Consider the following 24,551-nt stretch of genomic DNA (forward strand, 5'->3'; position numbering starts at 1 on the left):
GGCTAGCCGAAGCGGCCTGCGATGTAGTCTTCGGTTTCCTGCCGTGACGGGTTCTCGAAGATCGTGGTGGTGTCGTCGAACTCGATGAGCTGGCCAGGCTTACCGGTTGCTTCCAGGGAGAAGAACGCCGTCTTGTCGGACACACGCGCGGCCTGCTGCATGTTGTGTGTCACGATCACGATGGTGTAGTTCTCCTTCAGCTCGTGGATGAGTTCCTCCACGGCCAGGGTCGAGATCGGGTCGAGGGCGGAGCAGGGCTCGTCCATAAGCAAGACCTCGGGGCGCACCGCGATGGCTCTCGCGATGCAGAGGCGCTGCTGCTGACCACCTGAAAGGCCACCACCCGGCTTGTCCAGGCGGTCCTTGACCTCGTCCCACAGGTTCGCCGCGCGCAGGGAGCGCTCCGCGACGTCCTTGAGCTCCTTCTTGTTCTTCACCCCTGCCAAGCGCAGGCCCGCCACGACGTTGTCCTCAATGGACATCGTCGGGAACGGGTTGGCCTTCTGGAACACCATGCCGACGGTGCTTCGCACCGACACCGGGTCCACATCCTTGCCGTAAATATTGTGGCCGTCCAGGATGATCTCGCCCTGCACGGAGGCGCCCGGGATCACCTCGTGCATGCGGTTGAGCGTGCGCAGCACGGTTGACTTGCCACAGCCCGAAGGGCCGATGAACGCAGTGACTGCCTGCGCGGGAATCTCCATGGTGACGTCCTGCACCGCGTGAAAATCACCGTAGTAAATGTTGACGTCACGCATCTGAAGCTTCGACATATTGCACGTAATCCTTATTTCTTCACTGAAAACTTCGCGGCAATCAACCGCGCGAGCGCGTTGAGCACAACAACAATGATGAGCAGCGTGAGCGCCGAGCCCCACAGCCTGTCGGCGGCCGCACCCGTGCCGCCTGCCTTCCACATGTCCAGCATGAACAGCGGCAGCGAGGACTGCGGCTGACCAAACATGCCGGCCCAGTTCACGATCGGCGTGGACCCAACCAGGATCAGCACCGGCGCGGACTCGCCCATCACGCGGGCAATCGCCAGCATGATGCCGGTGGTGATGCCGGAGAAGGCCGTCGGCACCACGACGCGCACGATGGTCTTCCACTTCGGCACGCCCAGGGCGTAGGACGCCTCGCGCAGATCCATCGGCACCACGCGCAGCATCTCCTCCGTATTGCGCACCACCACGGGCAGCATCAGCAGGATCAGCGACAGCGCGACCGCGAAACCGGAGCGCGCCTGCCCCAGCACCGTGATCCACAGCGCGTAGATGAACAGCGCGGCAACGATCGACGGCACACCTGACAGAATGTCCACCATGAACGTGGTCAGCTTGCCCAGCTTCCCGCCCTTGTCATACTCCACCAGGTAGATCGCTGTGGCCACGCCAATCGGGATCGCAATTATCGACGCCACCAACGTCTGCGCCAGCGTTCCTACAATCGCGTGCAGCGCACCGCCGCCCTCCTTGGTGGCGCGGATACCGACCATGTCGGTGGTCCACCAGGACACGTCGCTGATGGCGTCCCACCCGCGGCCGACCACCGTGACCAGCAGCCACAGCAGCGGCAGCATCGCCAGCACCATCGTGGCAGCCACGAGCGTGCCCATCACAGCGCTTTTGATCGTGCGCGACTTCGCCACGGGGGTAAATGGCGACATAGGCTTTGTTGTCATTTACTTCTCCTCACAATCGCGCGCGCTGCAGCGTTGACCGCAAACGTAATCACAAACAGGACCAAGCCCGCCGCAATGTAGGCGCCAGCGCTAATCGGGTTATTGAACTCCGCGGACGCATTCGCGATCGCGGTTGCGAAGGTGGTGCCGCCGTCGAAGAGCGAGCCGCGGAACAGCGGTGCCGGGGAAACCACCATGTACAGCGCCATCGTCTCGCCCAGCGCGCGGCCAAGACCCAGCATGGAACCTGCCACGAAGCCGGATTTACCGAACGGCAACACCGTCATCCGCACCACGTCCCAGCGCGTCGCGCCCAAGGCCATCGCAGACTCGATGAGACCGCGCGGCGTCTGCGTGAAGATCTCGCGGGCGGTGGCTGCGATGATCGGCAAGATCATGATGGCCAGCACGATGCCACCGGTCAGGATGTTGCGGCCCGTCGCGAACGACGGCGAGTTTTGGTAGTGCGCGAAGAGGAAGAAGTCGCCTCCCCAGGAATGCACCCACTCGTAGAACTTGCCGAGCGCGGGTCCCAGCACCTTCGCGCCCCAAATGCCGTAGACGATCGACGGCACCGCCGCCAGCAAGTCCACCAGCACCGCGAGCGGGCGCACCATGCGCTTCGGCGCGAAGCTCGAAAGGAACAGCGCCACGCCCAGAGCGACCGGCATCGCAATCAGCAGCGCGATGAGCGAGATCATCACCGTGGAGAAGAACAAGTTCGGGATACCGAAACGCATTGCGTCCAGGTTCGCCGTCTCCCACGGGCCCGAATACGTCAGGAACCCGAGGAAGCCGCCCTCGTTCCGCAGCAGGGGCGGCAACGCCTCCAGCAGGAGGAATGCGCCAATCGCAGAAATGATGAGCGTGATTAAAACCGAAGAGGACGTCGATACGCCCTCGAAGACGCGGTCCCCGGCTCGGCGCCGGGGGCGCGCCTCAACGTGAGCTGCAGCCATTGTTACTGAATCGCGTTGATAGCCTCGCGGAGACGCTCAGCGTGCGCGCCCGACACCGGGATGAAGCCCTCGGACTCCAGCTCGCTGTCCTGCGAGTCCAGCGCCACGTTCAGGAAGTCACGCACCATGCCAGCGGTTGCGGCATCGTAGCCAGCCGAGCACACAATCTCGTAGGTGGTCAGGATCAGCGGGTAGGAATCCGCATCCTTCGACGCGAACAGTGCCTCCGAGTCCACCACCATGTTGTGGCCCTCCGTGGAGAACTTCATGTGTGCCAGCGCGTTGCCCACGGTGGTGGAGTTCAGCTCAACCGGGCCGTTGCCGAAGTCAACCTTCGCTATCTTGTCTGCGAAGCCCGCCTCAACGTAGGTGATCGCGCCTGGGGTGTTTGCCACCTGGTCAGCGACACCCGTGGAGCCGTTAGCACCGGAGCCAACCTCCGTCGGGAACGCCTTGCCCTTCGACTCCCACTTGCCATCCGACGCTGCGATCAGGAACTTCTGGAAGTTGTCCGAGGTACCCGACTCATCCGCGCGGTAAACGACGTTGATCTTCTGGTCCGGCAGCTCCACACCCGGGTTGGACTCCGCAATCTTCGGGTCATTCCAGTTCTTGATGACGCCCTGGAAGATCTCCACGATGTTGTCGACGCTCAGCGTCAGCTCGTCGACGCCCTCCAGGTTGTATGCAACCGCGACAGGGCCAATCACGAACGGCAGGTGCCACGCCTCGTTGCCACCGCAGCGCTCCGCAGCCTTTGCGACTTCCTCTTCCTTCAGTGGCGAGTCGGAGCCTGCGAAGACCACCTGGTTATCCAGGAACTGCTTCACGCCAGCGCCGGAGCCGGTCGGGTTGTACGCAAGCGTTGCCCCCGGAACGTCTGCCTCGTACACGGTACGGAAGTAGTCCATCGCGTTCTGCTGCGAAGACGCGCCCTCCGCCAGCAGCTGCCCAGTTTCGCCGGAAAGTTCGTACTCCCCTGCGACTGCAGCATCGGAACCGGGGGTATCCGTTGCGGAGGTGTCCGCCGCATTGTCTGCACCGTTGCCACACGCAACCAACGCGGCCGACGCTACCGCCAATGCACCGAATACTGCTGCAGAACGCTGATTTTTGAAATTCACGTGGAATACCTTTCCAAGAAATAGTGACCTTTAATGTTCGAGGAGTAACGCTAAAGCGTGATGGTGAACACTAAAGGCCCCTATTCGTGAACTTCACATGAATGTTGCGTGACGGTTGGGTTTAATCACCCGCCGCTGCCCCCGCCGCTTTATAGACGACGTGGCGCTCCGCGACCTGGAATCCAAGCTCCTCGTAGCGCTTCACGGCCGGGGCATTGTCCGCCTCAACGTAGAGGATCACGGCCGGGCTTCCCTGCTCCGCGAGGTGAACCAGCCCCAGTTCCATCAATACGCCGCCAAGGCCGTGGCCGCGGAAGGCGTCCGCCAAGCCGACAACGTAGACCTCTCCGGTGCCGTCCGGGTGGCGCTTCGTCCAGTGGAAGCCCGCAAGCTCCTCGCCGCGGTAGAGCAGCCACACCCCGGCTGGGTCGAACCACTCCGCTTCCATCGCGCGGTGCAGGCGCTCGGTATCCCAGCCGCCTTGCTCCGGGTGCCAGGAAAATGCCTGGTTGTTGGCTTCCAGCCACGCCTTTTCGACGGCCCCACGGCCCCACTTTGCGCTCGCCTCGGTGAGGTTGAACGCCTCGTATCCCTCGGGCAGCTGCACGGGTTCAGCGCGCACCTCGTCCAGACGCATCACGAGCAGCTCGCGCACCGGGCGGAGCCCGAGGAGCAGCGCAACCTCGTGTGCGTCGGGCAGGTTGCCGTGGGCCCATAGGCCGGCGGCGGGGTTGTGGGCGAAGGTGGCGTCGACAAGGCTGCGGCCCATCCCCTGACCACGCGACTGCGGATCCACCGCGAGCTCCGCCGAACCGTCCGGGGCGAACCCCACGACTCCTACAACGTCGTCACCTTGGTTGACTACCAGGTGGTTGTGGCCCAGGCGGGCGTCGTGAAGCCCGTTGAGGAACTGCTCGGAAAAGGCTGCGATGCCGTCGTAGTCCGCGACGCGCTGCAGCATCGCCTCGACCTGTTTGGCCGTCTCCGGATGTTCCGGCAGCGTGAGCGGTTGGGGGTGAAAGCGAGTGTTCGTCATGCCCCAAGGCTAGCGTGTGTGTACAACTAGAGACGTGAAAAAACGGTCGATCGCACTCGGGCTCGTTGCGGTGCTGTGCATCGGTGGCACCGCCGACACCCTGTTTGCCTCCGGCGTGGAGCGCACGCTGTCGAGGCAGGCCGCGCAGCTCAACGGGCTCGAAGTCGCCCCCGAGGCCTACATCTCCGGGTTCCCGGTGGCGCTGGCTGCTGTGACCGGAGCTGTGTCAAGGGTGAGCCTGCACTCCGTAGACGTGCCGGTGGCGGGCGTCGGCGTGGGCAACGCCGGGGTGGAGCTGATCAACCTGGAACTGCCCGCAAACGCCGGACAACGCCTGCGCCGCGCGGACCTCACTGGCGCGCAAGCCGACGTCGTGCGCCGCACAGTACGCCTCGACGGCGTCGCGTTCGGCCAGCTCCTCGGCATGACCGACCTCGACATCGCGCACCCCTACGACATCTCACCCTCCGGCGGCACCGCGAGCGAAGCTCGCATGACCGGCACCGTCCCCGGCACGGACATTCCCACCACAGTCGTGGTCACCCTGCGCCTCGACGGCCCCACCTTCCGCATGCGGCCCAGCCAGCTTATCGACGTCCCCTCCGACCTCACCGACCGCGTCATCGACGCGTACACCCTGGACAGGGACACCCGCGACCTGCCGCTAGGCGGCCAGGCCGACAACGTGCAACTTTCCGGCGGCTCCATCGAATTTTCCCGCGACCGCATCAACACCGTCGTGGAAGCTGCCGACCTCGCACCGCTGGTGTAGGACGTTGTAGCCTGGTACGCATGAGTGAAAAGCTAAACGGAAACGAAGCAGTCAACCTCGCCGCTGAACAGTCGAAGGCGACCGCGCACCGCAACATCCCCGCCCTCGGGTTTGATGAGATGCCCCTGCCAGCGGACACGGCAAACCTGCGTGAAGGCCCTAGCCTCCACGACGGCCTCTTAGCACTTCTGCCGCTGGTCGGCGTGTGGCACGGCGAGGGCCAAGCCAACGATAACGGCGACGAGTACGCCTTTGGCCAGCAGCTGGTCATCTCCCACGACGGCGAGAATTACCTCCGCTTCGAGTCCCGCATCTGGCGCCTGGACAAGGACGGCAAACCCACCGGCGCGGACCAGCGCGAGGTCGGCTTCTGGCGCATTTCCCTGAAGGACGAAATCGAGGTCACCCTCACCAACTCCCGCGGGCTCACCGAGATCATGTACGGCACACTGCTCAACGAGCGCGCATGGCAGCTGACCAGCGCGTCGACCATCGTGACGGAAACGGGCCCTGAGAACCACGGCCCCGGCAAGCGCGTCTACGGCCTGATGCCAAACAACAACCTCGGTTGGGTTGACGAGCGCGCCGTCGACGGCGAGATGGTCCCCTACATGTCCGCCGAGCTCAAGCGCATCGCCGGCTAAGCACTAGGGTTTACCGGCTTTTACAGGCCAAGACTCGCGTCGAGCGCCTGCTGCACCAGCTCCTGGATCTCCCGAGCGTTCTCGGGGGCCGGGAGCTTTTTGTCATTCAGGCGCTTCACCCTCGTCGCCATCCGCGTGGAGCTCACCAGCCACACCGACTCAGCCTTGAACAGCTCATTGAGGTAGATGTCTTTCTGCTTGCACTTCCAGCCGCGCTCGGATGCGTACTCGAACAGCGCGGCCTGCGTCGTGCCCGGCAGGATGCCCGGCCCCGGCTTCGGCGTGCGGATCCGCCCGCCCTTCTTCACCACGATCACCGTCGAGTTCGCACCTTCCAGCACGCGCTCGGTGGTGGGGTCGATGTAGATGACGTCGTCGTGCCCGTGGCTCTTCGCCCAGCGCAGCGCAGCCATGTTCGCCGCATAGTTCAAGGTCTTCGCGCCTACCTGCATCCACGGCACTGCGTGCTCACCGGTGTCCAAGGAGTAGCCACGCGAGGTCGTCATCACCGACACCCCGCTCTTGCGCTGCTTCAGGGCAGTCTCGTCGATGGGGCGCACCGTCAGCCACGCCGTGGGCACCCCGGTGGTTTCGCGGCCGCGCGTCATCGTCCACACGCAGCGCGCGTCCACTTCCTCCGGCTCGCTGCCACGCTCGCGCACGTAGTCGGCCACCGCCTCATTCGTCGCCTTCACCCAGTGGTCCACCCCCGGGTCCGGCAGGTCGAGTGTGCGGGCGCTTCGCCGGAAACGCTCAATGTGGGCCTCAAGGTTGGCGGGCACCCCCTTCCGGATCAGGATGGTTTCGAAGATGCCGTCGCCACGCGTGACGGCGGCGTCGTCCCAAAACACGTGCGGCATGCTGGCGTTTTGGCGTCGAATAGAACCGCCGAACGGTTCCACAAGATAGATCACTGGAGCTGGTAACAAGTGCGACGAACCCATGCGTTCATAGTATCCCGCTACGATGGTGGATGTGTTGAACTCTTCTCCACTTTTGCAACGCCCTGGCGCCGCAGAGTTTGCGGGCACGACGCCGCTCGACGCGAAGGGGGTCGCCTGGCACTACGGGGAGCCGCTCGGCGAACAACGCGCCATGGACACCCAGCCCGTCATCATCGACCGCTCGCAGCGCCGCATCATCGCGGTCGCGGGGCCCGACGCACCAGAGTTCTTAAACAACCTCCTCTCACAAAAGCTTGACGACGCCCCCTCCGGCTTCGCAGCCTCCGCCCTCGACCTCGACGCACAGGGCAGGATCCTCCACCACGCCGACGTCTTCTACGACGGCGCCACGTTCTACCTCGACCTGCCAGCCGCGCAATACGAAACCTTCACCGCGTTCCTGCGCAAAATGGTGTTCTGGTCCGACGTCACCATCACCGACACCGACCTGGCGATCCTCACGCTCATCGGCCCAGCCGACGCCACGGAAGCCCTCGCGTCGATGGACGGCACGGCGTTTTCCCGGCGGGTGTCCCCGTGGACCGCGCACGCGCGCTTCGACATCGCGGTCGAACGCGATCGGATCGAAGAGGTCGTCGATACGCTGGTGGAACGCGGGGCCGCGCTCGGCGGACTCATGGCGTTTACCGCCGAGCGGGTGCGGGCCGGCGAGCCCGAACTCGGCGCCGACTGCGACGAAAAAACCATCCCGCACGAAGCCCCGCGCCTGATCAACCGCGGTGACCGCATCGCCGCCGTCCACCTGGAGAAGGGCTGCTACCGCGGGCAAGAGACCGTCGCGCGCGTGGAAAACATTGGCCGCTCCCCTCGGCTCATGGTGATGTTGCAGCTCGACGGCTCCGCACCCACCGAGCCAGAGATCGGTGCAACCATCCGGGCGGGCGGGCGCGCGGTTGGCACGCTGGGCACCGTCGTCCACGACGCCGACTACGGCCCCATCGCACTGGCCCGCCTGAAACGGTCCGCACTCAACGCCGGCACCGCCGTCGACCTTGACATCGATGGCGTTTCCGCCCGCATCGACCCCGATTCCCTCCCCACCGACGAGGGCGAGAAAGCCGGGCGCAAGGCACAACAACGGCTGCGCGGCAACTAGGTCTCAAATTGGGGCCCGGTGCGGGCTCTTGCCGGGGCCCGCTGGGCAAACACACAGGTCACCCCGTGGAGGGGAATTTTTGGAACGTTCGCGCTATTATGTCCTACAGGACAATTAACGAATCGAAAAGCATGAGGCCGCTCCCTGCCCGGGAGCCGCCCAGAAGAACCACCTCAAGGGGGTCACGCAATGGGTCGCGGACGCGCCAAAGCAAAGCAGACCAAGGTTGCTCGCCAACTGAAGTACAACTCTCCCGAAATGGACCTCGAGTCGCTCCAACGCGAGCTCGCAGGCAAAGCTCCGAAGAAGAGCTGGGAAGAGGACGACGACTACGAGGTAGATGACCAGTACGCCGATTACGCCGACTGGGATGCGTACGGCACCTCAGGCCGCTAAACGTCCAACGCTTACAAAGAACACCTGCTGCCCATCCGGGCCGCGGGTGTTCTTTTGGTGCCTTAACACTCGTTCAGAGGCTGCTGGCACCAAGGAGACACCAAATTCCTTGGTTTTAGGTAGAGGCCTGGCGTTTTCCCTAGTCGCTGGTCGGGCGGGAGAGAATTTGGTGCACGCACGGGAGCACGAGTGCCAAAGGACGCAATTCCAAAACAGGCCACTTACATATCCACAGGTCACAAAAGGGCTAGATAAAACTGGGTGCGTCCTTTGGCACTGAGGCCACTAAGGCGACACCACATTCCTGCACAGCCAATCAGCGACCTGAGCTTTTGTGAAGCCCGGTGATTGAAATTGCGGAATGTGGTGCGTGATTCCTAAGAATGCTGGCCCCGAAGTACCGCGCGGGCATCCTCGCCGGCATCTGCAGCGCGGACCTCGCCGAGGACCCAGCTGTCGATGCCGCGGTCCTTCAGCAGCGCCAACGCCTGGTCACGCGCTTCTGGCGCCACGACGGCCACCATGCCGATGCCCATGTTGAAGGTCTTCTCCATCTCCTCGACGGGGACGTCGCCGACGGATTGGATGGTCTGGAAGATCGGACCGGGGGTCCAGGTGGAGCGGTCCATGTCTGCGACCAGGCCTTCAGGGATGATGCGCTCCATGTTGCCGGCCAGGCCGCCGCCGGTGACGTGGCAGAACGTGCGCACGTCGCACTCCTTGGCAAGCGCCAGGCAGTCGAGGGCGTAGATCTTGGTTGGTTCCAAAAGCTCCTCGCCGAGGGTGCGGCCGAGGGCGTCGACGTGGCCGTCGAGAGGCCGGCCGGCGCGCTCGAGCAGCACGTAGCGTGCGAGTGAGTAGCCGTTGGAGTGCAGGCCGGAGGACGCCATCGCGATGATGGTGTCGCCCTCGCGGACCTTGTCCGGGCCGAGGAGCTCGGAAGCTTCGACGACGCCGATTGCGGTGGCGGAGACGTCGTAGTCGTTGACGTCCATGACGCCTGGGTGTTCAGCGGTCTCGCCGCCGAGCAGCGCGCAGCCCGCCTGGACGCAGCCCTCGGCGATGCCGGAAACAATGTCGGCTACCTTCTCGGGGACGACCTTGCCGATCGCGATGTAGTCCTGCAAGAAAAGTGGCTCCGCGCCGCAGACGACAAGGTCGTCGACGCACATGGCGACCAGGTCGATGCCGATGGTGTCGTGCTTGTCCATCGCCTGAGCGACGGCCAGCTTGGTACCGACGCCGTCGGACCCGGCCGCGAGCAGCGGCTCCTTGTACTTGCCCAAGGCGAACAGGCCGGCGAAGCCGCCGATGTCACCCTGGACCTCTGGGCGGGAGGCGCGCTTGGCAAGGGGCGCGAGCAACTCTACGGCCTTGTCGCCGGCTTCGATGGAGACACCTGCGGCCTCGTAGGACACGCCCGATTCAGCTGGGGTGTTGTGGTGGGTCATGATGCGTTTTCACCTTTCTGAAGACGACGAACAAGATCTGCGTTGTGGTTGCCCTCCGGGAGCCCGAGTGGGTACTCGCCGGTGAAGCAGGCCTCGCAGAGGTTGGAGGCTGGCTGGTTGGTGGAGGCGATCATGTCCTCGGTGGTGACGAACGCCAGGGAGTCCGCACCCACCATGGTCCTGATGGACTCGGCAACAACTTCTTCGTTGCCGCCGCGCCCGTGGTTGGCGATGAGCTCGCCGGGGCTGGCGAAGTCGATGCCGTAGAAGCACGGCCACTTCACCGGTGGCGAAGCGATGCGCACGTGCACTTCGGCGGCCCCGGCCTCGCGCAGCATACGGATCAGTTTGCGCTGGGTGTTGCCGCGCACGATGGAGTCATCCACGACGACGAGCTTCTTACCCTCGATGACTTCGCGCACCGGGTTGAGCTTCAGTCGCAGGCCCAACTGGCGCAGCGTGTCCGAGGGCTGGATGAAGGTGCGGCCCACGTAGGCGTTCTTCATCATGCCCTGCTTAAACGGGATGCCGGACTCCTCGGCGTAGCCGATTGCTGCCGGGGTGCCGGACTCTGGGACCGGCATGACCAGGTCGGCGTCGACGGGTGCGACGCGGGCCAGGCGGCGTCCGATATCGATGCGGGCGCTGTTGACGGATTGGCCGTCGACAACTGAGTCGGGCCGGGCGACGTAGACGTACTCGAACACGCAATGCGCGTGCGGTGCGTCGGCGAAGCGCTCGGAGTGGACGCCGGTCTCGTCGATGGCGATGAGCTCGCCCGGTTCAATGTCGCGGACGAAGGAGGCGCCCACGATGTCCAACGCACACGTTTCCGATGCGACGACCCAGCCGCGTTCCAGGCGGCCGAGGCACAGTGGGCGCACGCCGTGTGGGTCGCGGGCCGCGTAGAGGGTCTTACCGTCGGTCACCATGAAGCAGAACGCACCCTTGACGCGCGGCAGGAGTTGGCGCGCGGAGTCCAGGAGGGTGACGTCGTCGCGGATGGCGTCGGCGAGGAGGGCAGAGACGACCGCCGTGTCGGAGGAGGAGCCCTGGCCCTCTACCCCGTCGGCGGGGATAAGCTTGCGCTCCACGGCCTCGCGCTGCAGCTCCACGTAGTTGGTCAGGTTGCCGTTGTGCGCCAGCGCGACGTCGGTGCCGTTGGGGCTGACGCGGTACATCGGCTGCACGTTGTCCCACGAGTTGTTGCCCGCCGTGGAATACCGGGTGTGGCCGATGGCGACGTCGCCTTGCAGCGCGCCGAGCGTCGGCTCGTCAAAGATTTGGCTGACCAGCCCGATGTCTTTGAACACCACCACTTGGTCGTGGTCGCCCACAGCGATACCTGCGCCTTCTTGGCCGCGGTGCTGGAGGGCAAATAGTCCGAAATATGTCAGTTTTGATACGTCTTCACCGGGCGCCCAAACGCCGAACACACCGCATTCTTCGCGCGGAGTGTCATCCCCGATGTATTCCTCTTCGGTTCGCACGTGCTCTACTCTAACGAACACCTAGGGGTGAAGGGGTAGAACTGGCAGCCCTTTTTGGACTTCGTGGGCTCGGGAGCCGGAGGCGTCGATACGCCCGGCGCAAACTTCTTCCTCGAAAGTGGCACAACCTGTGGCGATTCGCAGCCAGGTGGTCGGGTCCATTTCCACGACGTTGGGCGGGGTGCCGCGGGTGTGGCGGGGGCCTTCGACGCACTGCACCGCAACAAACGGGGGTACTCGCAGCTCTACTGTGTGTCCGGGCATCTCGTGGGCGAGGGTGCGGGCGGTGCGTCGCACGGCGTCGGCAAGCAAAGCCCTGCCGGGCTTGTCGACGCCCTCTTCGTCCAACAGCCAGTCCTTGATTGCCAGGACGGCCGCTCGTGTCGCTGCCGGGTCCACCTCTGTCTTCATCGGTGCCTTCCTCTGTGCCATGGATTTCATATTATGCTGTGGTGCCATGAAGTCTCCTTCCATCACGCTGCGTTTCATGGCGGCTCCTACAGATGTTCTCCACGCGGGCGCCCAGGGTGTTTCGGGTGGCCGTGTGTTGCAGTGGATCGACAAGGCGGCATACGCGTGTGCCGCGCAGTGGTCTTCGACCTACTGCGTGACTGCCTACGTCGGCCACATCCACTTCACCCGACCGATTCCGTCGGGTCACATTGTGGAGGTCCGTTCCCGGATCGCGATGACTGGCCGCACTTCCATGCACATCGTCAACGAGGTGCTCTCGGCAGACCCCCGGGAAGGTGTTTTCACTCGCGCGTGCGACTGCCTGGTGATTTTCGTGGCAAAGGATACAGCTGGGCGCCCAACCCCGGTGCCGACATTTACGCCTGAGACCGATGAGGAGCGCCGCGTGGAAGCCGCCGCGATCTCCCGCATCGACCTGCGCAAGGCCATCGAGGCGTCCATGCTGGAACAGACCTACACGGACGACTCCACCGCGCCGCGCACGATCCACCGCTTCCTGGCGAAGCCGACCGACATCAACTGGGGCGGCGATGTGCACGGCGGCACCGCCATGGAGTGGATCGATGAGGCCGGCATCGCCTGCACGATGGAGTGGTCCGGGGAACGCACCGCAGCGGTGTACGCGGGCGGCATCCGCTTCTACAAGCCGATCCACATCGGTGACCTCATCGAGGTGGAAGCGCGCCTGACCAGGACGGATGCACGCTCGATGCACACCTCTATCTTTGTTCGATCGGGGGATCCGCGCGGCGGACGCGAGTCGCTCCAGAACGCGATTCACGCCACGGTGACCTACATCGGTATCGACATCGACGGCAACCCGCTGGCCGCGCGCAAGTTCACCCCAGTCACGGACGAGGACAAGCGCCTCTGGGAGCACACGCAGACGCTCAAGGACCTGCGGGCACAGTACGAGCCGGAGCCGCTGGTGCGCCCAGATGATGCGCAGCAGCGCGTCGATTAGTGGCGGCTATGTCAGTGCTGAAGCGAACCGCTGGGCTGCTGGCCGCGAGCGCCTGCCTCGCCGGGTCGATGGCGGGCTGCGCGGCGCCCCAGCCGAAGACGGCGACCGCGCTGCAGTTCCGCCAGTCCGCCGCCGTCACGCTCCTCGGCGATAAGGGCGGGGCGTACCACTTCCGGGCCCGCGTAGAGAACCCCCACGTCATCTCAGGGCAGGAGGCACGCAGCCGCGTCGGCGACTACACCAACGCCGACACCGCGCTCGCCGACGTGACCCAGCTACGGTGCTTCGACATCAGCTACGTCTACACCGGCAACACCGCAGGCGACAGCCCCGACGAAAGCGTAGCCAGCCCCGACATCACCATCGTCGGCGAAGGCAACGTGGCGGCGAACCGCGTGCGCAACTTTGCCACCCAGCTCTGCGACACCGTAGAGCTCCCTGGCCTACCGCGAAACCCGCAGGACCTCGTCCCCAACCAGACCTACAACCAGACCTTCGTCAGCTTCTCCGTCGACGATGCCTCCCAGCCCGGCGTTGAGGCAACAGGCCTGCGCATGGAAACGCCGCCAGGCACCATAATGACCTGGCGGCATAACCTCTAAATCGCGCTAACTACAGCGCGGCGTTCGGGGCCGTCGCGTTGCCGAACAGTGCCGGCAACGTATTCGCCCACGCGTCGGCCAGCGCGGCCACGGCGACGGAGTGCTCACCGAAGGTGATCTGGCCGTCGTCGGTGGTGGTGCCCAACACGTGCGCTGGGACGCCGGTGGCGTTTGCGCGCTCGATGGTGGCGTCGACAAGCGACGGATCCACCGCGACGAGCACGCGGGAGGCGGACTCGGAGAACAGCGCGGTGAACGCGTCCTCGTGGACCGCCGAAAGATCCAGCTTGGCGCCCTTGCCGGAGCCCAGCAGCATCTCGAAGACAGCCTGGGACAAGCCACCCTCAGACAGGTCGTGCGCGGCAAGAATATCCTTGTTCGCGTGAAGCAACTCGCCGAGGCGCTCCTCGTTCGCGAGGTCCACCTGCGGCGGCAGACCACTCAGGCTCTGGCCGGAGATGTCCTGCCACACCGAGCCGCCGAACTCCGCCTTCGTGTCACCCAGCACGAGCAAGGTCTGCTCGCCCTCGCCCTTCGGCAGGCGGTGCGGGATGGCGGCGTTGACGTCCTCGATCACGCCGAGCACGCCCACGACTGGGGTCGGCAGGATTGGGGTCTCGCCGGTCTGGTTGTAAAAGGACACGTTGCCGCCGGAGACCGGAATCTCCAGCTCAGCAGCGCCGTCGGCGAGGCCGTGGACGGCTTCGCGGAACTGCCACATTACGTCGGGGTTCTCAGGGGAACCGAAGTTGAGGCAGTTCGTCACCGCGACCGGCTTCGCGCCGGTGACCACAACATTGCGGTAGGCCTCCGCAAGCGCGAGGCGCACACCCATGTTCGGGTCCAGGTAGGCGTAGCGGCCGGACGCGTCAGCGGAAATCGCCACGCCGCGCGAGGTCTCCTCGTTGATGCGCAGCACGCCCGCATCCGAGTACTGGGCCTGCACGGTGTTGCCACGCACGTAGCGGTCGTACTGCTGCGTAATGAAGTCGCGGGAGCACAGCGCCGGGGAGGCAACCATCTTCAGCCAGGTAGCCTCCAGGTCCTCCGAAGTATCGACGTCCGCCTTCGCCTGCACGCCATCAAGCCATTCGGGGCGCGCGTACGGGCGGTCGTAGACCGGGCCTTCGTCGATCGATGACGGCGGCGCGTCCAGTACCAACTCGCCCTTGTGGTAGACGAGGTAGCGGTCCTTCTCATCGGTGACCTCACCAATCACGGCCGCACCGACCTCCCACTTCGCGCAGATCTCCATGAAGCGATCCACGTTCTCAGGGGTGACCACGGCGCACATGCGCTCCTGGGACTCAGACGCCAGGATCTCGGCGGCGCTCATATTCGCCGCGCGCAGTGGCACGTTGTCCAGGTTGACGGTCATGCCGCCGTCGCCCGCCGCAGCCAGCTCGGAGGTAGCACACGCCAAGCCGCCGCCACCGAGGTCCTGAATACCGACGACAACGCCGGCCTTGTACAGCTCCAGGCAGCACTCGATGAGGACCTTTTCCGCGAACGGGTCGCCAACCTGGACGGCTGGGAGCTTGCGCTCCTCGCCTTCCTCGAAGGTCGCAGAGCCCAGCACCGACACGCCGCCGATGCCGTCAAGGCCCGTGCGGGAGCCGAAGAGGACCACCTTGTTGCCCGTGCCGGAGGCGAACGCCAGCTTCAGGTCCTCGACCTTGAGCGTGCCCACGCACAGCGCGTTGACCAGCGGGTTACCCGCGTATGCCTCGTCGAAGACGGTCTCGCCGCCAATGTTCGGCAGGCCCAGCGAGTTGCCGTAGCCGCCAACGCCGTGCACCACGCCAGGCAGGACTCGCTTGGTGTCCGGTGCGTCAGCAGGGCCGAAGCGCAGCTGGTCCATCACCGCGATTGGGCGCGCGCCCATCGCCATGATGTCGCGCACAATGCCGCCCACACCCGTCGCGGCACCCTGGTAGGGCTCCACGAAGGACGGGTGGTTGTGGCTCTCCACGCGGAAGGTCACCGCGTCGCCGTCACCGATGTCGACGACGCCCGCGTTCTCGCCGATACCGGCCAGAATTTTCGACGCCATCTCCTCCGTCATCGTCTCCCCAAAGTAGCGCAGGTGCACCTTGGAGGACTTGTAGGAGCAGTGCTCGGACCACATGACGGAGTACACCGTCAGCTCCGCATCCGTCGGGCGGCGGCCCAGGATGCGCTTGATCTTTTCGTACTCGTCGGTCTTCAGGCCGAGTTCCGCGTAGGGCTGCTCCAGCTCAGGAGTCTGCGCGGCGTGCTCCACCGTGTCATTATGTACAGTCATTGTTTCCCTACGCTCCGATCGAAGAAATAGCGGACAAGAACAACCCGAGCCCGTCCGTCGACGGCCCCGTAAGCGCCTCAATCGCGTGCTCCGGGTGCGGCATGAGCCCAACGATGCGACCGTTTTCGCTCGTCACACCAGCAATCGCGTTGATGGAACCGTTGAAGTTATCCGTGTAGCGGAACACCACGCGGCCTTCCTTCTCCAGCTGCTCAATGGTCTCGGCGGACGCCTGGAAGCGGCCCTCGCCGTGCTTCGCCGGCACGAGGATCTTGTCCCCCTCGTTGAAGCGGTTCGTCCACGCGGTCTCCGCGTTGGCCACCTCAAGGTAGGTGTCCACGCAGTGGAAGTTCAGGTGCTGATTGCGGGTCAGCGCGCCCGGCAGCAGGCCAGCCTCGGTGAGGATCTGGAAACCGTTGCAGATGCCCAGCACCGGCATGCCCTTCTTCGCAGCCTCCACCACAGCGCCCATCATCGGGGCCTGTGCGGCGATGGCTCCGGAACGCAAATAGTCCCCGTAGGAAAACCCACCGGGGACCACGACGGCGTCAACACCCGTCAAATCTTCATCAGCGTGCCACAGCGACTTCGGCTGTGCGCCAGCCAGGCGGACGGCACGCAACGCATCGACGTCGTCGAGCGTGCCTGGGAACGTGATTACACCGATGGTTGCCGTCATCGAACAACCTCGAAGTCTTCAATCACCATATTTGCCAGGAGGGTTTCGGCGACGCGCTTGAGCTCATCGTCGGACACGGTGTCGTCGACTTCGATTTCAAAGCGCTTGCCCTGACGCACGTCCTCGACACCGTTCACCCCGATTCTGCCCAGCGCGCGCAGGACAGCTTGGCCCTGCGGATCCAAAATTTCAGCCTTAGGCATGACATTTACCACGACTTTTGCCATGAGAATCCTTCGTGTCTCGGAGGTCATTACGACGAAGACAGTATAACGAACGGATCCCTCCCGCGGGAGTCCTTTATTTTGCGGCTGCTAGACGGTGCACGCCCCCGAGTGTACGAGCGTCCAGGCGTACTCGAACGCGGTCTGCTTCCACTTCTCGTAGCGGCCGGACACACCGCCGTGGCCCGCGGACATCTCCGTCTTAAGCAGAATCTCCCCGCCCGTAGCTATCTCACGCAGCTTCGCCACCCACTTCGCGGGCTCCACGTACAGCACGCGCGTATCGTTCAGGCTGGTCACTGCAAGGATGTCCGGGTAGCGCTGGGCTGTGATGTTCTCGTACGGGGCGTAGGAGGCCATGTAGTCGTAGACCTCCGGGTCGTGGTACGGGTCGCCCCACTCCTCCCACTCCACCACGGTCAGTGGCAGCTCCGGCATGAGGATTGAGGTCAGCGGGTCCACAAACGGCACGATCGCCTGGATGCCCGCGAACTTCTCCGGGGCCATGTTCGCAATCGCGCCCATCAGCATCCCGCCCGCCGATCCGCCCTCGGCCACAAGCGTGTCGTAGGAGCTCACGCCCGCGCGCACCAGCTCGTCGGCGCACGCGATGAAGTCGGTGAACGTGTTCTTCTTCGTGAGCATCTTGCCATTGTCGTACCAGCCGCGGCCCATCTCACCGCCACCGCGCACGTGCGCGCACGCCCACACCATGCCGCGGTCCAGCAGCGACAGTCGCGCCACGGAAAAGCCTGGGTCCACGGAGGACTCGTAGGAGCCGTAGGCGTAGAGCAGCGTCGGGTGCGGATGGGTCATGTCCAGGTCCGCGCGGTGCACCACGGAGATCGGCACCTGGGTTCCGTCGTCGGCCGTAGCCCACATGCGGCTGGCAACGTAGTCGGCGGCGTCGTAGCCCCCGAGCACCTCCTGCTGCTTCAGCAACGTCACGCCGCGGGTGGCCACCTGGTAGTCGAACAGCTGGGCAGGCTGCGTAAACGAGGTGTAGGTCAGCCGCACCACCGGGGCGTCCCACTCGGGGTTACCGCCCAAGCCCACGGTGTAGAGCTCCTCGTCGAACTCGAGCTCGCGCAGCGCGCCGAAGCTGCCGCCCTCCACAGGCGCTACCGCAAGCCTGCTAATGCCGCCGGAGCGGTAGGCACAAAACAGGAAGTCCCGGTACGTATCGACGCCCTCTACGCGCACATCCGCGCTGTGCTCCACGAACGTCTCCAGCTCAGTCAGCGGCACCCGCGCATCCACCGGGCAGGTCCCCACTGCAAAGTTGGGGCCGGTGGCGTTGTGCGTGACCACCCAGTACCCGCGCCCGGCGAGCTCCGCGTAATCCAGGTCGTACTCCACGCCTTCCTCGCGCGGCCACAGCACCTCGAACTCGGCGGTCGGCGTCTCCAGGGGTACCGCGCGCCACTCGCTGGTCAGCTTCGAGCTGGCCACGATGTACAGGAACTGCTCGGCGCGGTCCCCGCCCACGCCGAGGTTGAAGCGCTCGTCGTCCTCCTGGTAGACCAGCACGTCCTCTGACGCCGCCGTGCCTACCTCGTGGCGCCACACCTGGTGCGGGCGCCACGCGTCATCAACGCGCAGGTAAAACAGGTACTGCTCCCCCGCCCACGTCGCGCCGTAAAAGGCACCTTCGATGGTATCCGGCAGCAGCTCGCCGGTCTCCAGGTCCTTGATGCGCAGGTCGAAGCGCTCGTCGCCGGAGGTATCCGTCGAAAAGGCGAGCAAGCGCCCCGACGTAGATACCGCTGACGCGCCGAGTGAGAAGAACTCATGGCCCTCGGCCATCTCGTTGAGGTCAAGCAGCACCTGCTCCCCCGGCAGCGGCGAGCCGTCCTCCGGCAGCGTCGGCGGCGTCCACGGGTCGTCGCCGACCCGCACGCGGCAGGACACGCCGTAGCTCTTACCCTCGATGGTGCGGCCGTAGTACCACCAGTCGCCGTTGCGCTGCGGCACGGACATATCAGTCTCCTTGATGCGAGACTTCATCTCCTGGTAAACCTGCTCAGCGAGCGGGGCAAACGGGGCGGTCGCCTCCGCGGTATACGCGTTCTCCGCCTCCAAATAGGCAATGGTCTCCGGGGACTGCTTGTCCCGGAGCCACTCATAATTATCGACGAACTCGCGTCCATGAAACACGCGAGTCGTAGGGTGTTGTGCTGCCACTGGCGGTTGCGCGCTGAAATTCGTCATAGGCGACGAGTCTACGCGCAACCTCACGCCTTAGGCACGCGCCCCCGGCCAGTCCCCAAACTTCTCGCCGCTGAGGCGCTCGTACGCCTCGATGTAGCGGTCGCGGGTCGCCTCCACCACGGAACCAGGCAGCTCCGGTGGCTGCGTGTTCTCCGCAGGGTCCCAGCCGGACTTCGGGCCGGTGAGCCAGTTGCGCACGTACTGCTTATCGAAGCTCGGCTGCACCTTGCCTTCCTCGTACGTATCGGCTGGCCAGTAGCGGGACGAATCAGGCGTGAGTACCTCGTCCGCAAGGACCAGGTTGCCTTCCTCGTCGACGCCGAACTCCAGCTTCGTATCCGCGAGGATGATGCCCTTGGTCTCCGCGTACTCCGCAGCCTTGGTGTACACCTCCAAGGTGAGGTCGCGCAGCTGGGCAGCGAGCTTCGCGCCCACCTTCTCCTCCACATACTCGAACGTCACGTTCTCATCGTGGTCGCCCTGCGCGGCCTTCGTCGCCGGGGTGAAAATCGGCTCCGGTAACTTCGAGGCCTCAACCAGGCCCTCGGGCAGCTTCACGCCGCAGACCATACCGGTGCGGTCGTACTCTTTCTTGCCCGAACCAGTCAGGTAACCGCGAGCGACACACTCGAACGGAATCATCTTCAGCTTCTTCACCACGTACGAGCGGCCGAGGACCTCCTCCGGAATCCGGGGATCATCAACCGGGCCCGCCAGGTGATTGCGCACACCCGAAAGCAGGTCGAAGAAGAACATGGACGTGGCAGTCAGAATCCGGCCCTTATCCGGGATCGCCGGCTCCAGCGAGAAGTCGAACGCCGAAATGCGGTCGGACGCCACCATCAATAACGTTTCGTCATCCACCTCGTAAATCTCGCGGACTTTGCCGCCAGCCAGGTGGGTATAGTCAGAAAGCTCTGGACGCATGGACATAAAGGTTACAGAATCTCCCCTGGTTTGTACGCAGCGGCGTCCGGGTGGGCGTCGATAAGCTGTTGGATACGAGCGCACACGTTGCTGACCTGCGACTCCGCCGAGCCAATGAACGCGTGGCGGTCAGCCAACGCATCCTGCAGCTGCTCTTTGTCGAGCGGGAGGCGCTCATCAGCGGCGAGGCGCTCAATGAGGTTTTGTTCAGCGCCATTTTCGCGCATATCAAGCGCCATCGCAACCGCGTGCTCCTTGATAATCTCGTGCGCTGTCTCACGGCCCACACCCGCGCGTACCGACGCCATCAAGATCCTCGTCGTGGCCAAGAACGGCAGGTAACGGTCCAGCTCACGGTTGAGCATCGCCGGGAACGCACCGAACTCATCCAGCACAGTGAGAAATGTCTCAAACTGGCCGTCGATAGCGAAGAACGCGTCAGGCAGGGCCACGCGGCGCACCACCGAGCAGAACACATCGCCCTCGTTCCACTGCTGCCCAGCAAGGTCAGCGACCATGGTGAGGTAGCCGCGCAGGATCACCTGGAAGCCGCCGACGCGCTCGCAGGAACGCGCGTTCATCTTGTGCGGCATCGCCGAAGAACCAACCTGGCCCTCCTTGAAGCCCTCCGTGACCGTCTCGTTGCCGGCCATCAGGCGGATCGTGGTCGCGAGCGACGACGGACCCGCTCCCAGCTGCACGATCGCCGAGATAGCGTCGAAGTCCAGGGAGCGCGGGTAGACCTGGCCGACCGAGTCAAAGGTGCGCTCGAAGCCGAGGTGGCGCGCCACCGACTGCTCCAGCTGGCGCAGCTTCGCTTCGTCGCCGCCCATCAGGTCCAGCATGTCCTGTGCAGTACCCATCGGGCCCTTGATGCCGCGCAGCGGATAGGCCGCCAGCAGCGTCTCGATGCGCTCAACCGCTACCAGCATCTCATCCGCCGCCGATGCGAAACGCTTGCCCAGCGTCGTGGCCTGCGCCGCAACGTTGTGCGAACGCCCCGCCATCACCAGGGTGGAGTACTGATCCGCCCGGTTCCCGATCGCCTTGAGTACCGCAACCGACTTGTCGCGAATCAGCTCCAGCGAGCGGTAAATCTGCAACTGCTCGACGTTCTCGGTCAGGTCACGGCTGGTCATCCCCTTATGGATGTGCTCGTACCCGGCCAGCGCGTTGAACTCCTCAATGCGCGCCTTCACGTCATGTCGCGTGACCTTCTCACGCTCAGCGATAGAGCCCAGGTCCACCTTGTCGACGACCGCCTCGTACGCAGCGATCGCCTCCTCGGGAATCTCGACTCCCAGCTCACGCTGCGCCTTCATCACGGCGATCCAGAGCTGACGCTCCAGAATGATCTTGTGTTCTGCGCTCCACAGCGTCGCCATCTCCGGCGACGCGTAGCGGTTCGACAGGACGTTGCTATTGTTCGGTTTCAACAGTTTCTCAGCCACGACGCTGATTATCGCACAACGTCCCGACACGCGCGCTAGATACGGATTTCTCCCTCAATCGCGCGCCGCCCAATGTCCTTGCGGTAGAAGGAACCCTCGAGCGAAATCTGCTCAATCACCTGGTAGGCAGCGTCCACCGCATCCTGCAGCGTTACGCCCTTACCCAGCACGTTGAGCACGCGCCCACCGGCCGAGACGTACTCCCCATCCTTGGTCGCGGTACCTGCGTGCAACACCACGTCGGGGTTGTCCAGGTCGGCGCCTGCAATGACGTCCCCGGTCTTGGGGTGCTCCGGGTAATCCTTCGCCGCCAGCACCACCGTCGCAGCGTAGCCGTCCTCCCACTCCAACGGCGGGAGCGTATCGAGGCTGCCCGTTGCTACGGCGTAGAGGACGTCGACAAGCGGGGTACGCAGCAGGCTAAGCACCGGCTGAGTCTCCGGGTCGCCGAAGCGAGCGTTGAACTCCACCACCGACGGGCCCTCCGGCCCCCACGCCGCGCCAACGTACAACAGACCCTGGTACGGGATACCGCGAGCGACCATCTCACGCGCAACCGGGCGCGCAATCTCGTCCACGATGCGGTCCACGCCGCCCTCCGGCAGCCACGGAAGCGGCGTGTACGCGCCCATCCCACCAGTGTTCGGGCCCTCGTCATTGTCGTAGGCGCGCTTGTGGTCCTGCGCTGGCAGCAGCGGCACCACGGTCTCGCCGTCAACGAGGCAGAACAGTGACACCTCCGGGCCCTCCAGGAAGGACTCGAACAGCACGGGGTTGCCGGCCTCAATCACCGCGCGAGCGTGCGCGCGGGCCTCGGCAGCATCGAGCGTGACGACGACCCCCTTGCCGCCAGCCAGCCCATCATCCTTGACCACGTAGTGCGGGCCAAACGCCTCGATAGCGGCGTCGATATCCTCGATGTGCTCAACGCGCTGCGCCCGAGCCGTCGCCACACCCGCGGCGGCCATGACGTCCTTCGCGAATGCCTTCGACCCCTCCAGCTGCGCCGCGGCCTTCGTCGGGCCGAACGCCGGAATGCCCGCGGCCTGCAGTGCGTCAACCGCTCCCGCAACCAACGGCACCTCAGGGCCAATCACGACAAGCTCAGCGTCAACGTCTTTCGCCAGCTCGACGACTGCCTCAGGCGAAGCGACGTCGACACTCCTCACCTCAGCAAGTGGTGCCATGCCGGCGTTTCCCGGCGCGACAGTGAGCTCGTGTCCTGCAAGACCTTTCAACAGGGCGTGTTCGCGGCCGCCCGAACCGATAACAAGGATGCGCATGCCCACTAACTTACCGGTAACCTAGGCGCTATGAGCACTGTGTTTACAAAGATTATTCAAGGTGAAATTCCAGGCCGCTTCGTGTACAAGGACGAGGACGTCGCCGCGTTCCTCACCATCGAGCCGATCGCGTACGGTCACACGCTGGTCGTTCCCGTCAAGGAGATCGATAAGTGGACCGACATCGAGCCAGCGCTGTGGGCAAAAATGAATGACGTTGCCCAGCGAGTAGGCAACGCCATCATCGAGGCATTTGGCAGCGAGCGCGCCGGCTACCTCATCGCCGGCTTCGAAGTGCCGCACGCACACATCCACGTCTTCCCCGCCAACGACATGTCCGGCTACGACCTGTCCACCGTGATGAAGATGGACGAAACCGATCCGGCGAAGATGGACGAGGCCGCGGAGAAGCTGCGCGCAGCACTCGAGGCTTAATCCTTCGGGCCCTTCTCCATCGGGAGGGAAATGGTGAACGTGGAGCCCTCACCCGGCGCGCTTTTCACGGTGATAGTGCCGTCGTGCTGCTCGATGAGGGACTTCGCGATCGCCAACCCCAACCCCGAACCACCGCCGGAGGCGCGGTTCCTGGAGTTGTCCGCGCGGTAGAACCGCTCGAAGATGTGCTCCGCGTCCTTCTCCTCCATACCGCAGCCGTCGTCAATGACTTCGATGATGATGCGGTCCAGGTTCTCCCGCAACGCCACCGTGACCGACGCATCCTTGCCCGCGTGCTTGAACGCGTTCACAATCAGGTTCAGCAACACCTGGTGCAGCCGCGAGGGGTCACCGTTGACCGTCGGCACGCAGGAGGCGTTGTTCTCAATCGTGAGTGAACGCTCCGGGAACGCCGCATGCGCAGAGCTCACCGCCGAAGTCACCATCTCCAACACATCCACCTGGCGCTTATCCAGGCGAGTGCCCTCCGCACGAGTCAACGCGAGGAGATCCTCCACCAGCAACTGCATCCTGGCGGACTCCTCCTCAATCTTGCCGATGACCATGTCCGCATCCGGCGCCATACCCTTGCGGTACAGCTCCGCATACCCGCGCACACTCGTCAGCGGAGTACGCAGCTCATGAGAAGCGTCACCCACAAAGCGACGCATCTGCTCCTCCTTCAGCTGCGCATCCTCCACGGACTCCTGCAGCTGCTGCACCATCGTGTTCATCGCGTACGACAACTTGCCGACCTCAGTCTCCCTCGACCACACCGGCACCCGGCGCTTCGTATCGCCGTCGGCAATTGCAAGCGCAGTGTTCTCTACCTCACGCAACGGGGCCAACGCCTTACGAATATAGGTGCGCCCCGCGCACGCAATCCCCACCACGGCAAGGAGCCCAAATGTCGTTTCCACAATCGCAAGCCAACGCAGCACGCGCTGCTCCGCGTCAAGCTCTTTCGCAACATACTTCACAGTGCCGTCCGGCATCTCACGTGACATCGCGCGCCACTTCACGCCCGGCGCCACGCCTGTCGACGGCACCGTCACCGCCTTATCTTGCTGCTTGACCCTCGAAAGGTCCGGCGGTGTATCCACATACACCGGGCTCCACGACGTCCCGAACTGCGGATACCACGTCTCCTGATAAAAATCGCTCGGCGCACCCGACGACGGCACCCACGTCACCTGACCAACCCACGTGTCCAACCCCTCGCTGAGCTGGTCGTCGACACGCTGATACAAAATGCTGCGCATGAAGATATACACCGCAGAGAAGCTCACCACCAGCGCCAGCGTAGCAATCGCCAACACCAACGCCACCAGTTGCTTCTGCAGCGGCTTCGTCCTCGAGTACGCAAGCGCATGAAGCCGACGCCTACTCATCGGTCACCT

Annotated in this window: 24 protein-coding genes; 7 read left to right on the forward strand and 17 right to left on the reverse strand. The window is 64.4% G+C overall.

Annotated features, from left to right (window positions below; all coding sequences use genetic code 11):
• Positions 1–2: 2 nt before the first annotated feature.
• The 5 genes from pstB to mshD all read right to left on the reverse strand — a co-directional run bounded on the left by pstB (position 3) and on the right by mshD (position 4,803).
• Positions 3–776 (reverse strand): phosphate ABC transporter ATP-binding protein PstB, encoded by a 774-nt coding sequence (gene pstB, locus HMPREF3170_RS04455; RefSeq protein WP_070361951.1) that lies wholly within the window; start codon positions 774–776, stop codon positions 3–5.
• Positions 777–790: 14 nt separating this feature from the next.
• Positions 791–1,684, reverse strand: a complete 894-nt coding sequence (gene pstA / locus HMPREF3170_RS04460) for a phosphate ABC transporter permease PstA (RefSeq protein ID WP_070361950.1) — start codon at positions 1,682–1,684, stop codon at positions 791–793.
• Positions 1,681–2,643: a phosphate ABC transporter permease subunit PstC gene (pstC, locus tag HMPREF3170_RS04465; RefSeq protein ID WP_070478064.1), complete on the reverse strand. Its 963-nt coding sequence runs from the start codon at positions 2,641–2,643 to the stop codon at positions 1,681–1,683. Before pstC ends, pstA begins: the two co-directional genes overlap by 4 nt.
• Before the next feature lie 2 nt (positions 2,644–2,645).
• Positions 2,646–3,767 (reverse strand): phosphate ABC transporter substrate-binding protein PstS, encoded by a 1,122-nt coding sequence (gene pstS, locus HMPREF3170_RS04470; protein ID WP_070361948.1) that lies wholly within the window; start codon positions 3,765–3,767, stop codon positions 2,646–2,648.
• A 121-nt stretch (positions 3,768–3,888) separates the two neighbouring features.
• The gene (mshD, locus tag HMPREF3170_RS04475) at positions 3,889–4,803 is read right to left on the reverse strand and encodes a mycothiol synthase (protein WP_070478066.1); all 915 of its coding nucleotides are present in this window, start codon (positions 4,801–4,803) and stop codon (positions 3,889–3,891) included.
• Between the two features lie 34 nt (positions 4,804–4,837).
• Here mshD and HMPREF3170_RS04480 point away from each other — a divergent pair, with 34 nt between their 5' ends.
• The gene (locus HMPREF3170_RS04480) at positions 4,838–5,575 is read left to right on the forward strand and encodes an LmeA family phospholipid-binding protein (RefSeq protein WP_070478068.1); all 738 of its coding nucleotides are present in this window, start codon (positions 4,838–4,840) and stop codon (positions 5,573–5,575) included.
• A 20-nt stretch (positions 5,576–5,595) separates the two neighbouring features.
• Entirely contained in the window at positions 5,596–6,219 is a 624-nt protein-coding gene (locus tag HMPREF3170_RS04485) for a heme-binding beta-barrel domain-containing protein (protein WP_070478070.1), read from the forward strand.
• A 20-nt stretch (positions 6,220–6,239) separates the two neighbouring features.
• Here HMPREF3170_RS04485 and HMPREF3170_RS04490 read toward each other — a convergent pair whose 3' ends face one another.
• Positions 6,240–7,163, reverse strand: coding sequence for an aminodeoxychorismate lyase (locus HMPREF3170_RS04490; RefSeq protein WP_070478072.1), 924 nt, complete (start codon positions 7,161–7,163; stop codon positions 6,240–6,242).
• A gap of 31 nt (positions 7,164–7,194) precedes the next feature.
• On the opposite strand from HMPREF3170_RS04490, the gene HMPREF3170_RS04495 reads away from it, so the two are divergent.
• Positions 7,195–8,280, forward strand: coding sequence for a CAF17-like 4Fe-4S cluster assembly/insertion protein YgfZ (locus HMPREF3170_RS04495; protein ID WP_141742200.1), 1,086 nt, complete (start codon positions 7,195–7,197; stop codon positions 8,278–8,280).
• Between the two features lie 189 nt (positions 8,281–8,469).
• A complete protein-coding gene (locus HMPREF3170_RS04500) occupies positions 8,470–8,676 on the forward strand; it encodes a DUF3073 domain-containing protein (protein ID WP_070478076.1) in 207 nt (68 codons plus the stop codon).
• Positions 8,677–9,053: 377 nt separating this feature from the next.
• On the opposite strand, the gene purM is transcribed toward HMPREF3170_RS04500, so the two are convergent.
• Genes purM through HMPREF3170_RS04515 form a run of 3 tightly spaced genes read right to left on the reverse strand, consistent with a single transcriptional unit; the run spans position 9,054 to position 12,028 of the window.
• The gene (gene purM, locus HMPREF3170_RS04505; protein WP_070478078.1) at positions 9,054–10,127 is read right to left on the reverse strand and encodes a phosphoribosylformylglycinamidine cyclo-ligase; all 1,074 of its coding nucleotides are present in this window, start codon (positions 10,125–10,127) and stop codon (positions 9,054–9,056) included.
• Positions 10,124–11,617: an amidophosphoribosyltransferase gene (gene purF / locus HMPREF3170_RS04510; RefSeq protein WP_246814911.1), complete on the reverse strand. Its 1,494-nt coding sequence runs from the start codon at positions 11,615–11,617 to the stop codon at positions 10,124–10,126. The genes purM and purF overlap by 4 nt, the downstream gene beginning before the upstream one ends.
• A 21-nt stretch (positions 11,618–11,638) precedes the next feature.
• Positions 11,639–12,028: a sterol carrier family protein gene (locus tag HMPREF3170_RS04515; RefSeq protein ID WP_070478233.1), complete on the reverse strand. Its 390-nt coding sequence runs from the start codon at positions 12,026–12,028 to the stop codon at positions 11,639–11,641.
• A gap of 46 nt (positions 12,029–12,074) precedes the next feature.
• Here HMPREF3170_RS04515 and HMPREF3170_RS04520 point away from each other — a divergent pair, with 46 nt between their 5' ends.
• Positions 12,075–13,055 (forward strand): acyl-CoA thioesterase, encoded by a 981-nt coding sequence (locus HMPREF3170_RS04520; protein ID WP_246814912.1) that lies wholly within the window; start codon positions 12,075–12,077, stop codon positions 13,053–13,055.
• A gap of 8 nt (positions 13,056–13,063) precedes the next feature.
• Positions 13,064–13,657 carry a hypothetical protein gene (locus HMPREF3170_RS04525; RefSeq protein ID WP_070478084.1) on the forward strand — a complete coding sequence of 198 codons (594 nt, stop codon included), beginning with the start codon at positions 13,064–13,066 and terminating at the stop codon, positions 13,655–13,657.
• A 10-nt stretch (positions 13,658–13,667) separates the two neighbouring features.
• On the opposite strand, the gene purL is transcribed toward HMPREF3170_RS04525, so the two are convergent.
• The 7 genes from purL to purD all read right to left on the reverse strand — a co-directional run bounded on the left by purL (position 13,668) and on the right by purD (position 22,716).
• Complete coding sequence (gene purL / locus HMPREF3170_RS04530; protein WP_070478087.1) at positions 13,668–15,941, reverse strand: phosphoribosylformylglycinamidine synthase subunit PurL; 2,274 nt, start codon at positions 15,939–15,941, stop codon at positions 13,668–13,670.
• Positions 15,942–15,948: 7 nt separating this feature from the next.
• Positions 15,949–16,620, reverse strand: a complete 672-nt coding sequence (gene purQ, locus HMPREF3170_RS04535; protein ID WP_070478088.1) for a phosphoribosylformylglycinamidine synthase subunit PurQ — start codon at positions 16,618–16,620, stop codon at positions 15,949–15,951.
• The gene (gene purS, locus HMPREF3170_RS04540; protein WP_070361934.1) at positions 16,617–16,847 is read right to left on the reverse strand and encodes a phosphoribosylformylglycinamidine synthase subunit PurS; all 231 of its coding nucleotides are present in this window, start codon (positions 16,845–16,847) and stop codon (positions 16,617–16,619) included. Before purS ends, purQ begins: the two co-directional genes overlap by 4 nt.
• Before the next feature lie 87 nt (positions 16,848–16,934).
• Positions 16,935–19,055 carry a S9 family peptidase gene (locus tag HMPREF3170_RS04545; protein WP_070478090.1) on the reverse strand — a complete coding sequence of 707 codons (2,121 nt, stop codon included), beginning with the start codon at positions 19,053–19,055 and terminating at the stop codon, positions 16,935–16,937.
• A gap of 30 nt (positions 19,056–19,085) precedes the next feature.
• A complete protein-coding gene (locus tag HMPREF3170_RS04550) occupies positions 19,086–19,982 on the reverse strand; it encodes a phosphoribosylaminoimidazolesuccinocarboxamide synthase (RefSeq protein ID WP_070363439.1) in 897 nt (298 codons plus the stop codon).
• Between the two features lie 11 nt (positions 19,983–19,993).
• Positions 19,994–21,442 (reverse strand): adenylosuccinate lyase, encoded by a 1,449-nt coding sequence (gene purB / locus HMPREF3170_RS04555; RefSeq protein ID WP_070478235.1) that lies wholly within the window; start codon positions 21,440–21,442, stop codon positions 19,994–19,996.
• A gap of 26 nt (positions 21,443–21,468) precedes the next feature.
• Positions 21,469–22,716 (reverse strand): phosphoribosylamine--glycine ligase, encoded by a 1,248-nt coding sequence (gene purD, locus HMPREF3170_RS04560; protein WP_070478092.1) that lies wholly within the window; start codon positions 22,714–22,716, stop codon positions 21,469–21,471.
• A gap of 30 nt (positions 22,717–22,746) precedes the next feature.
• On the opposite strand from purD, the gene HMPREF3170_RS04565 reads away from it, so the two are divergent.
• Positions 22,747–23,151: an HIT family protein gene (locus HMPREF3170_RS04565; protein ID WP_070361932.1), complete on the forward strand. Its 405-nt coding sequence runs from the start codon at positions 22,747–22,749 to the stop codon at positions 23,149–23,151.
• Here the strand turns inward: HMPREF3170_RS04565 and HMPREF3170_RS04570 are convergent.
• Positions 23,148–24,542: a sensor histidine kinase gene (locus tag HMPREF3170_RS04570; protein WP_070478094.1), complete on the reverse strand. Its 1,395-nt coding sequence runs from the start codon at positions 24,540–24,542 to the stop codon at positions 23,148–23,150. The two genes, HMPREF3170_RS04565 and HMPREF3170_RS04570, sit on opposite strands and share 4 nt — an antisense overlap.
• Positions 24,543–24,551 lie beyond the last annotated feature (9 nt).

Source organism: Corynebacterium sp. HMSC08D02, from assembly GCF_001807505.1.
Lineage (GTDB): Bacteria > Actinomycetota > Actinomycetes > Mycobacteriales > Mycobacteriaceae > Corynebacterium > Corynebacterium pseudogenitalium.

Bases quoted from the DNA above. Each gene is read 5' to 3' on its own strand.
- pstB (WP_070361951.1), bottom strand. From the start codon at position 776: ATGTCGAAGCTTCAGATGCGTGACGTCAACATTTACTACGGTGATTTT.
- pstA (WP_070361950.1), bottom strand. From the start codon at position 1,684: ATGACAACAAAGCCTATGTCGCCATTTACCCCCGTGGCGAAGTCGCGC.
- pstC (WP_070478064.1), bottom strand. From the start codon at position 2,643: ATGGCTGCAGCTCACGTTGAGGCGCGCCCCCGGCGCCGAGCCGGGGAC.
- mshD (WP_070478066.1), bottom strand. From the start codon at position 4,803: ATGACGAACACTCGCTTTCACCCCCAACCGCTCACGCTGCCGGAACAT.
- HMPREF3170_RS04485 (WP_070478070.1), top strand. From the start codon at position 5,596: ATGAGTGAAAAGCTAAACGGAAACGAAGCAGTCAACCTCGCCGCTGAA.
- HMPREF3170_RS04490 (WP_070478072.1), bottom strand. From the start codon at position 7,163: ATGGGTTCGTCGCACTTGTTACCAGCTCCAGTGATCTATCTTGTGGAA.
- HMPREF3170_RS04500 (WP_070478076.1), top strand. From the start codon at position 8,470: ATGGGTCGCGGACGCGCCAAAGCAAAGCAGACCAAGGTTGCTCGCCAA.
- purM (WP_070478078.1), bottom strand. From the start codon at position 10,127: ATGACCCACCACAACACCCCAGCTGAATCGGGCGTGTCCTACGAGGCC.
- HMPREF3170_RS04515 (WP_070478233.1), bottom strand. From the start codon at position 12,028: ATGAAGACAGAGGTGGACCCGGCAGCGACACGAGCGGCCGTCCTGGCA.
- HMPREF3170_RS04520 (WP_246814912.1), top strand. From the start codon at position 12,075: ATGAAGTCTCCTTCCATCACGCTGCGTTTCATGGCGGCTCCTACAGAT.
- HMPREF3170_RS04525 (WP_070478084.1), top strand. From the start codon at position 13,064: ATGTCAGTGCTGAAGCGAACCGCTGGGCTGCTGGCCGCGAGCGCCTGC.
- purL (WP_070478087.1), bottom strand. From the start codon at position 15,941: ATGACTGTACATAATGACACGGTGGAGCACGCCGCGCAGACTCCTGAG.
- purQ (WP_070478088.1), bottom strand. From the start codon at position 16,620: ATGACGGCAACCATCGGTGTAATCACGTTCCCAGGCACGCTCGACGAC.
- purS (WP_070361934.1), bottom strand. From the start codon at position 16,847: ATGGCAAAAGTCGTGGTAAATGTCATGCCTAAGGCTGAAATTTTGGAT.
- HMPREF3170_RS04545 (WP_070478090.1), bottom strand. From the start codon at position 19,055: ATGACGAATTTCAGCGCGCAACCGCCAGTGGCAGCACAACACCCTACG.
- HMPREF3170_RS04550 (WP_070363439.1), bottom strand. From the start codon at position 19,982: ATGCGTCCAGAGCTTTCTGACTATACCCACCTGGCTGGCGGCAAAGTC.
- purD (WP_070478092.1), bottom strand. From the start codon at position 22,716: ATGCGCATCCTTGTTATCGGTTCGGGCGGCCGCGAACACGCCCTGTTG.
- HMPREF3170_RS04565 (WP_070361932.1), top strand. From the start codon at position 22,747: ATGAGCACTGTGTTTACAAAGATTATTCAAGGTGAAATTCCAGGCCGC.
- HMPREF3170_RS04570 (WP_070478094.1), bottom strand. From the start codon at position 24,542: ATGAGTAGGCGTCGGCTTCATGCGCTTGCGTACTCGAGGACGAAGCCG.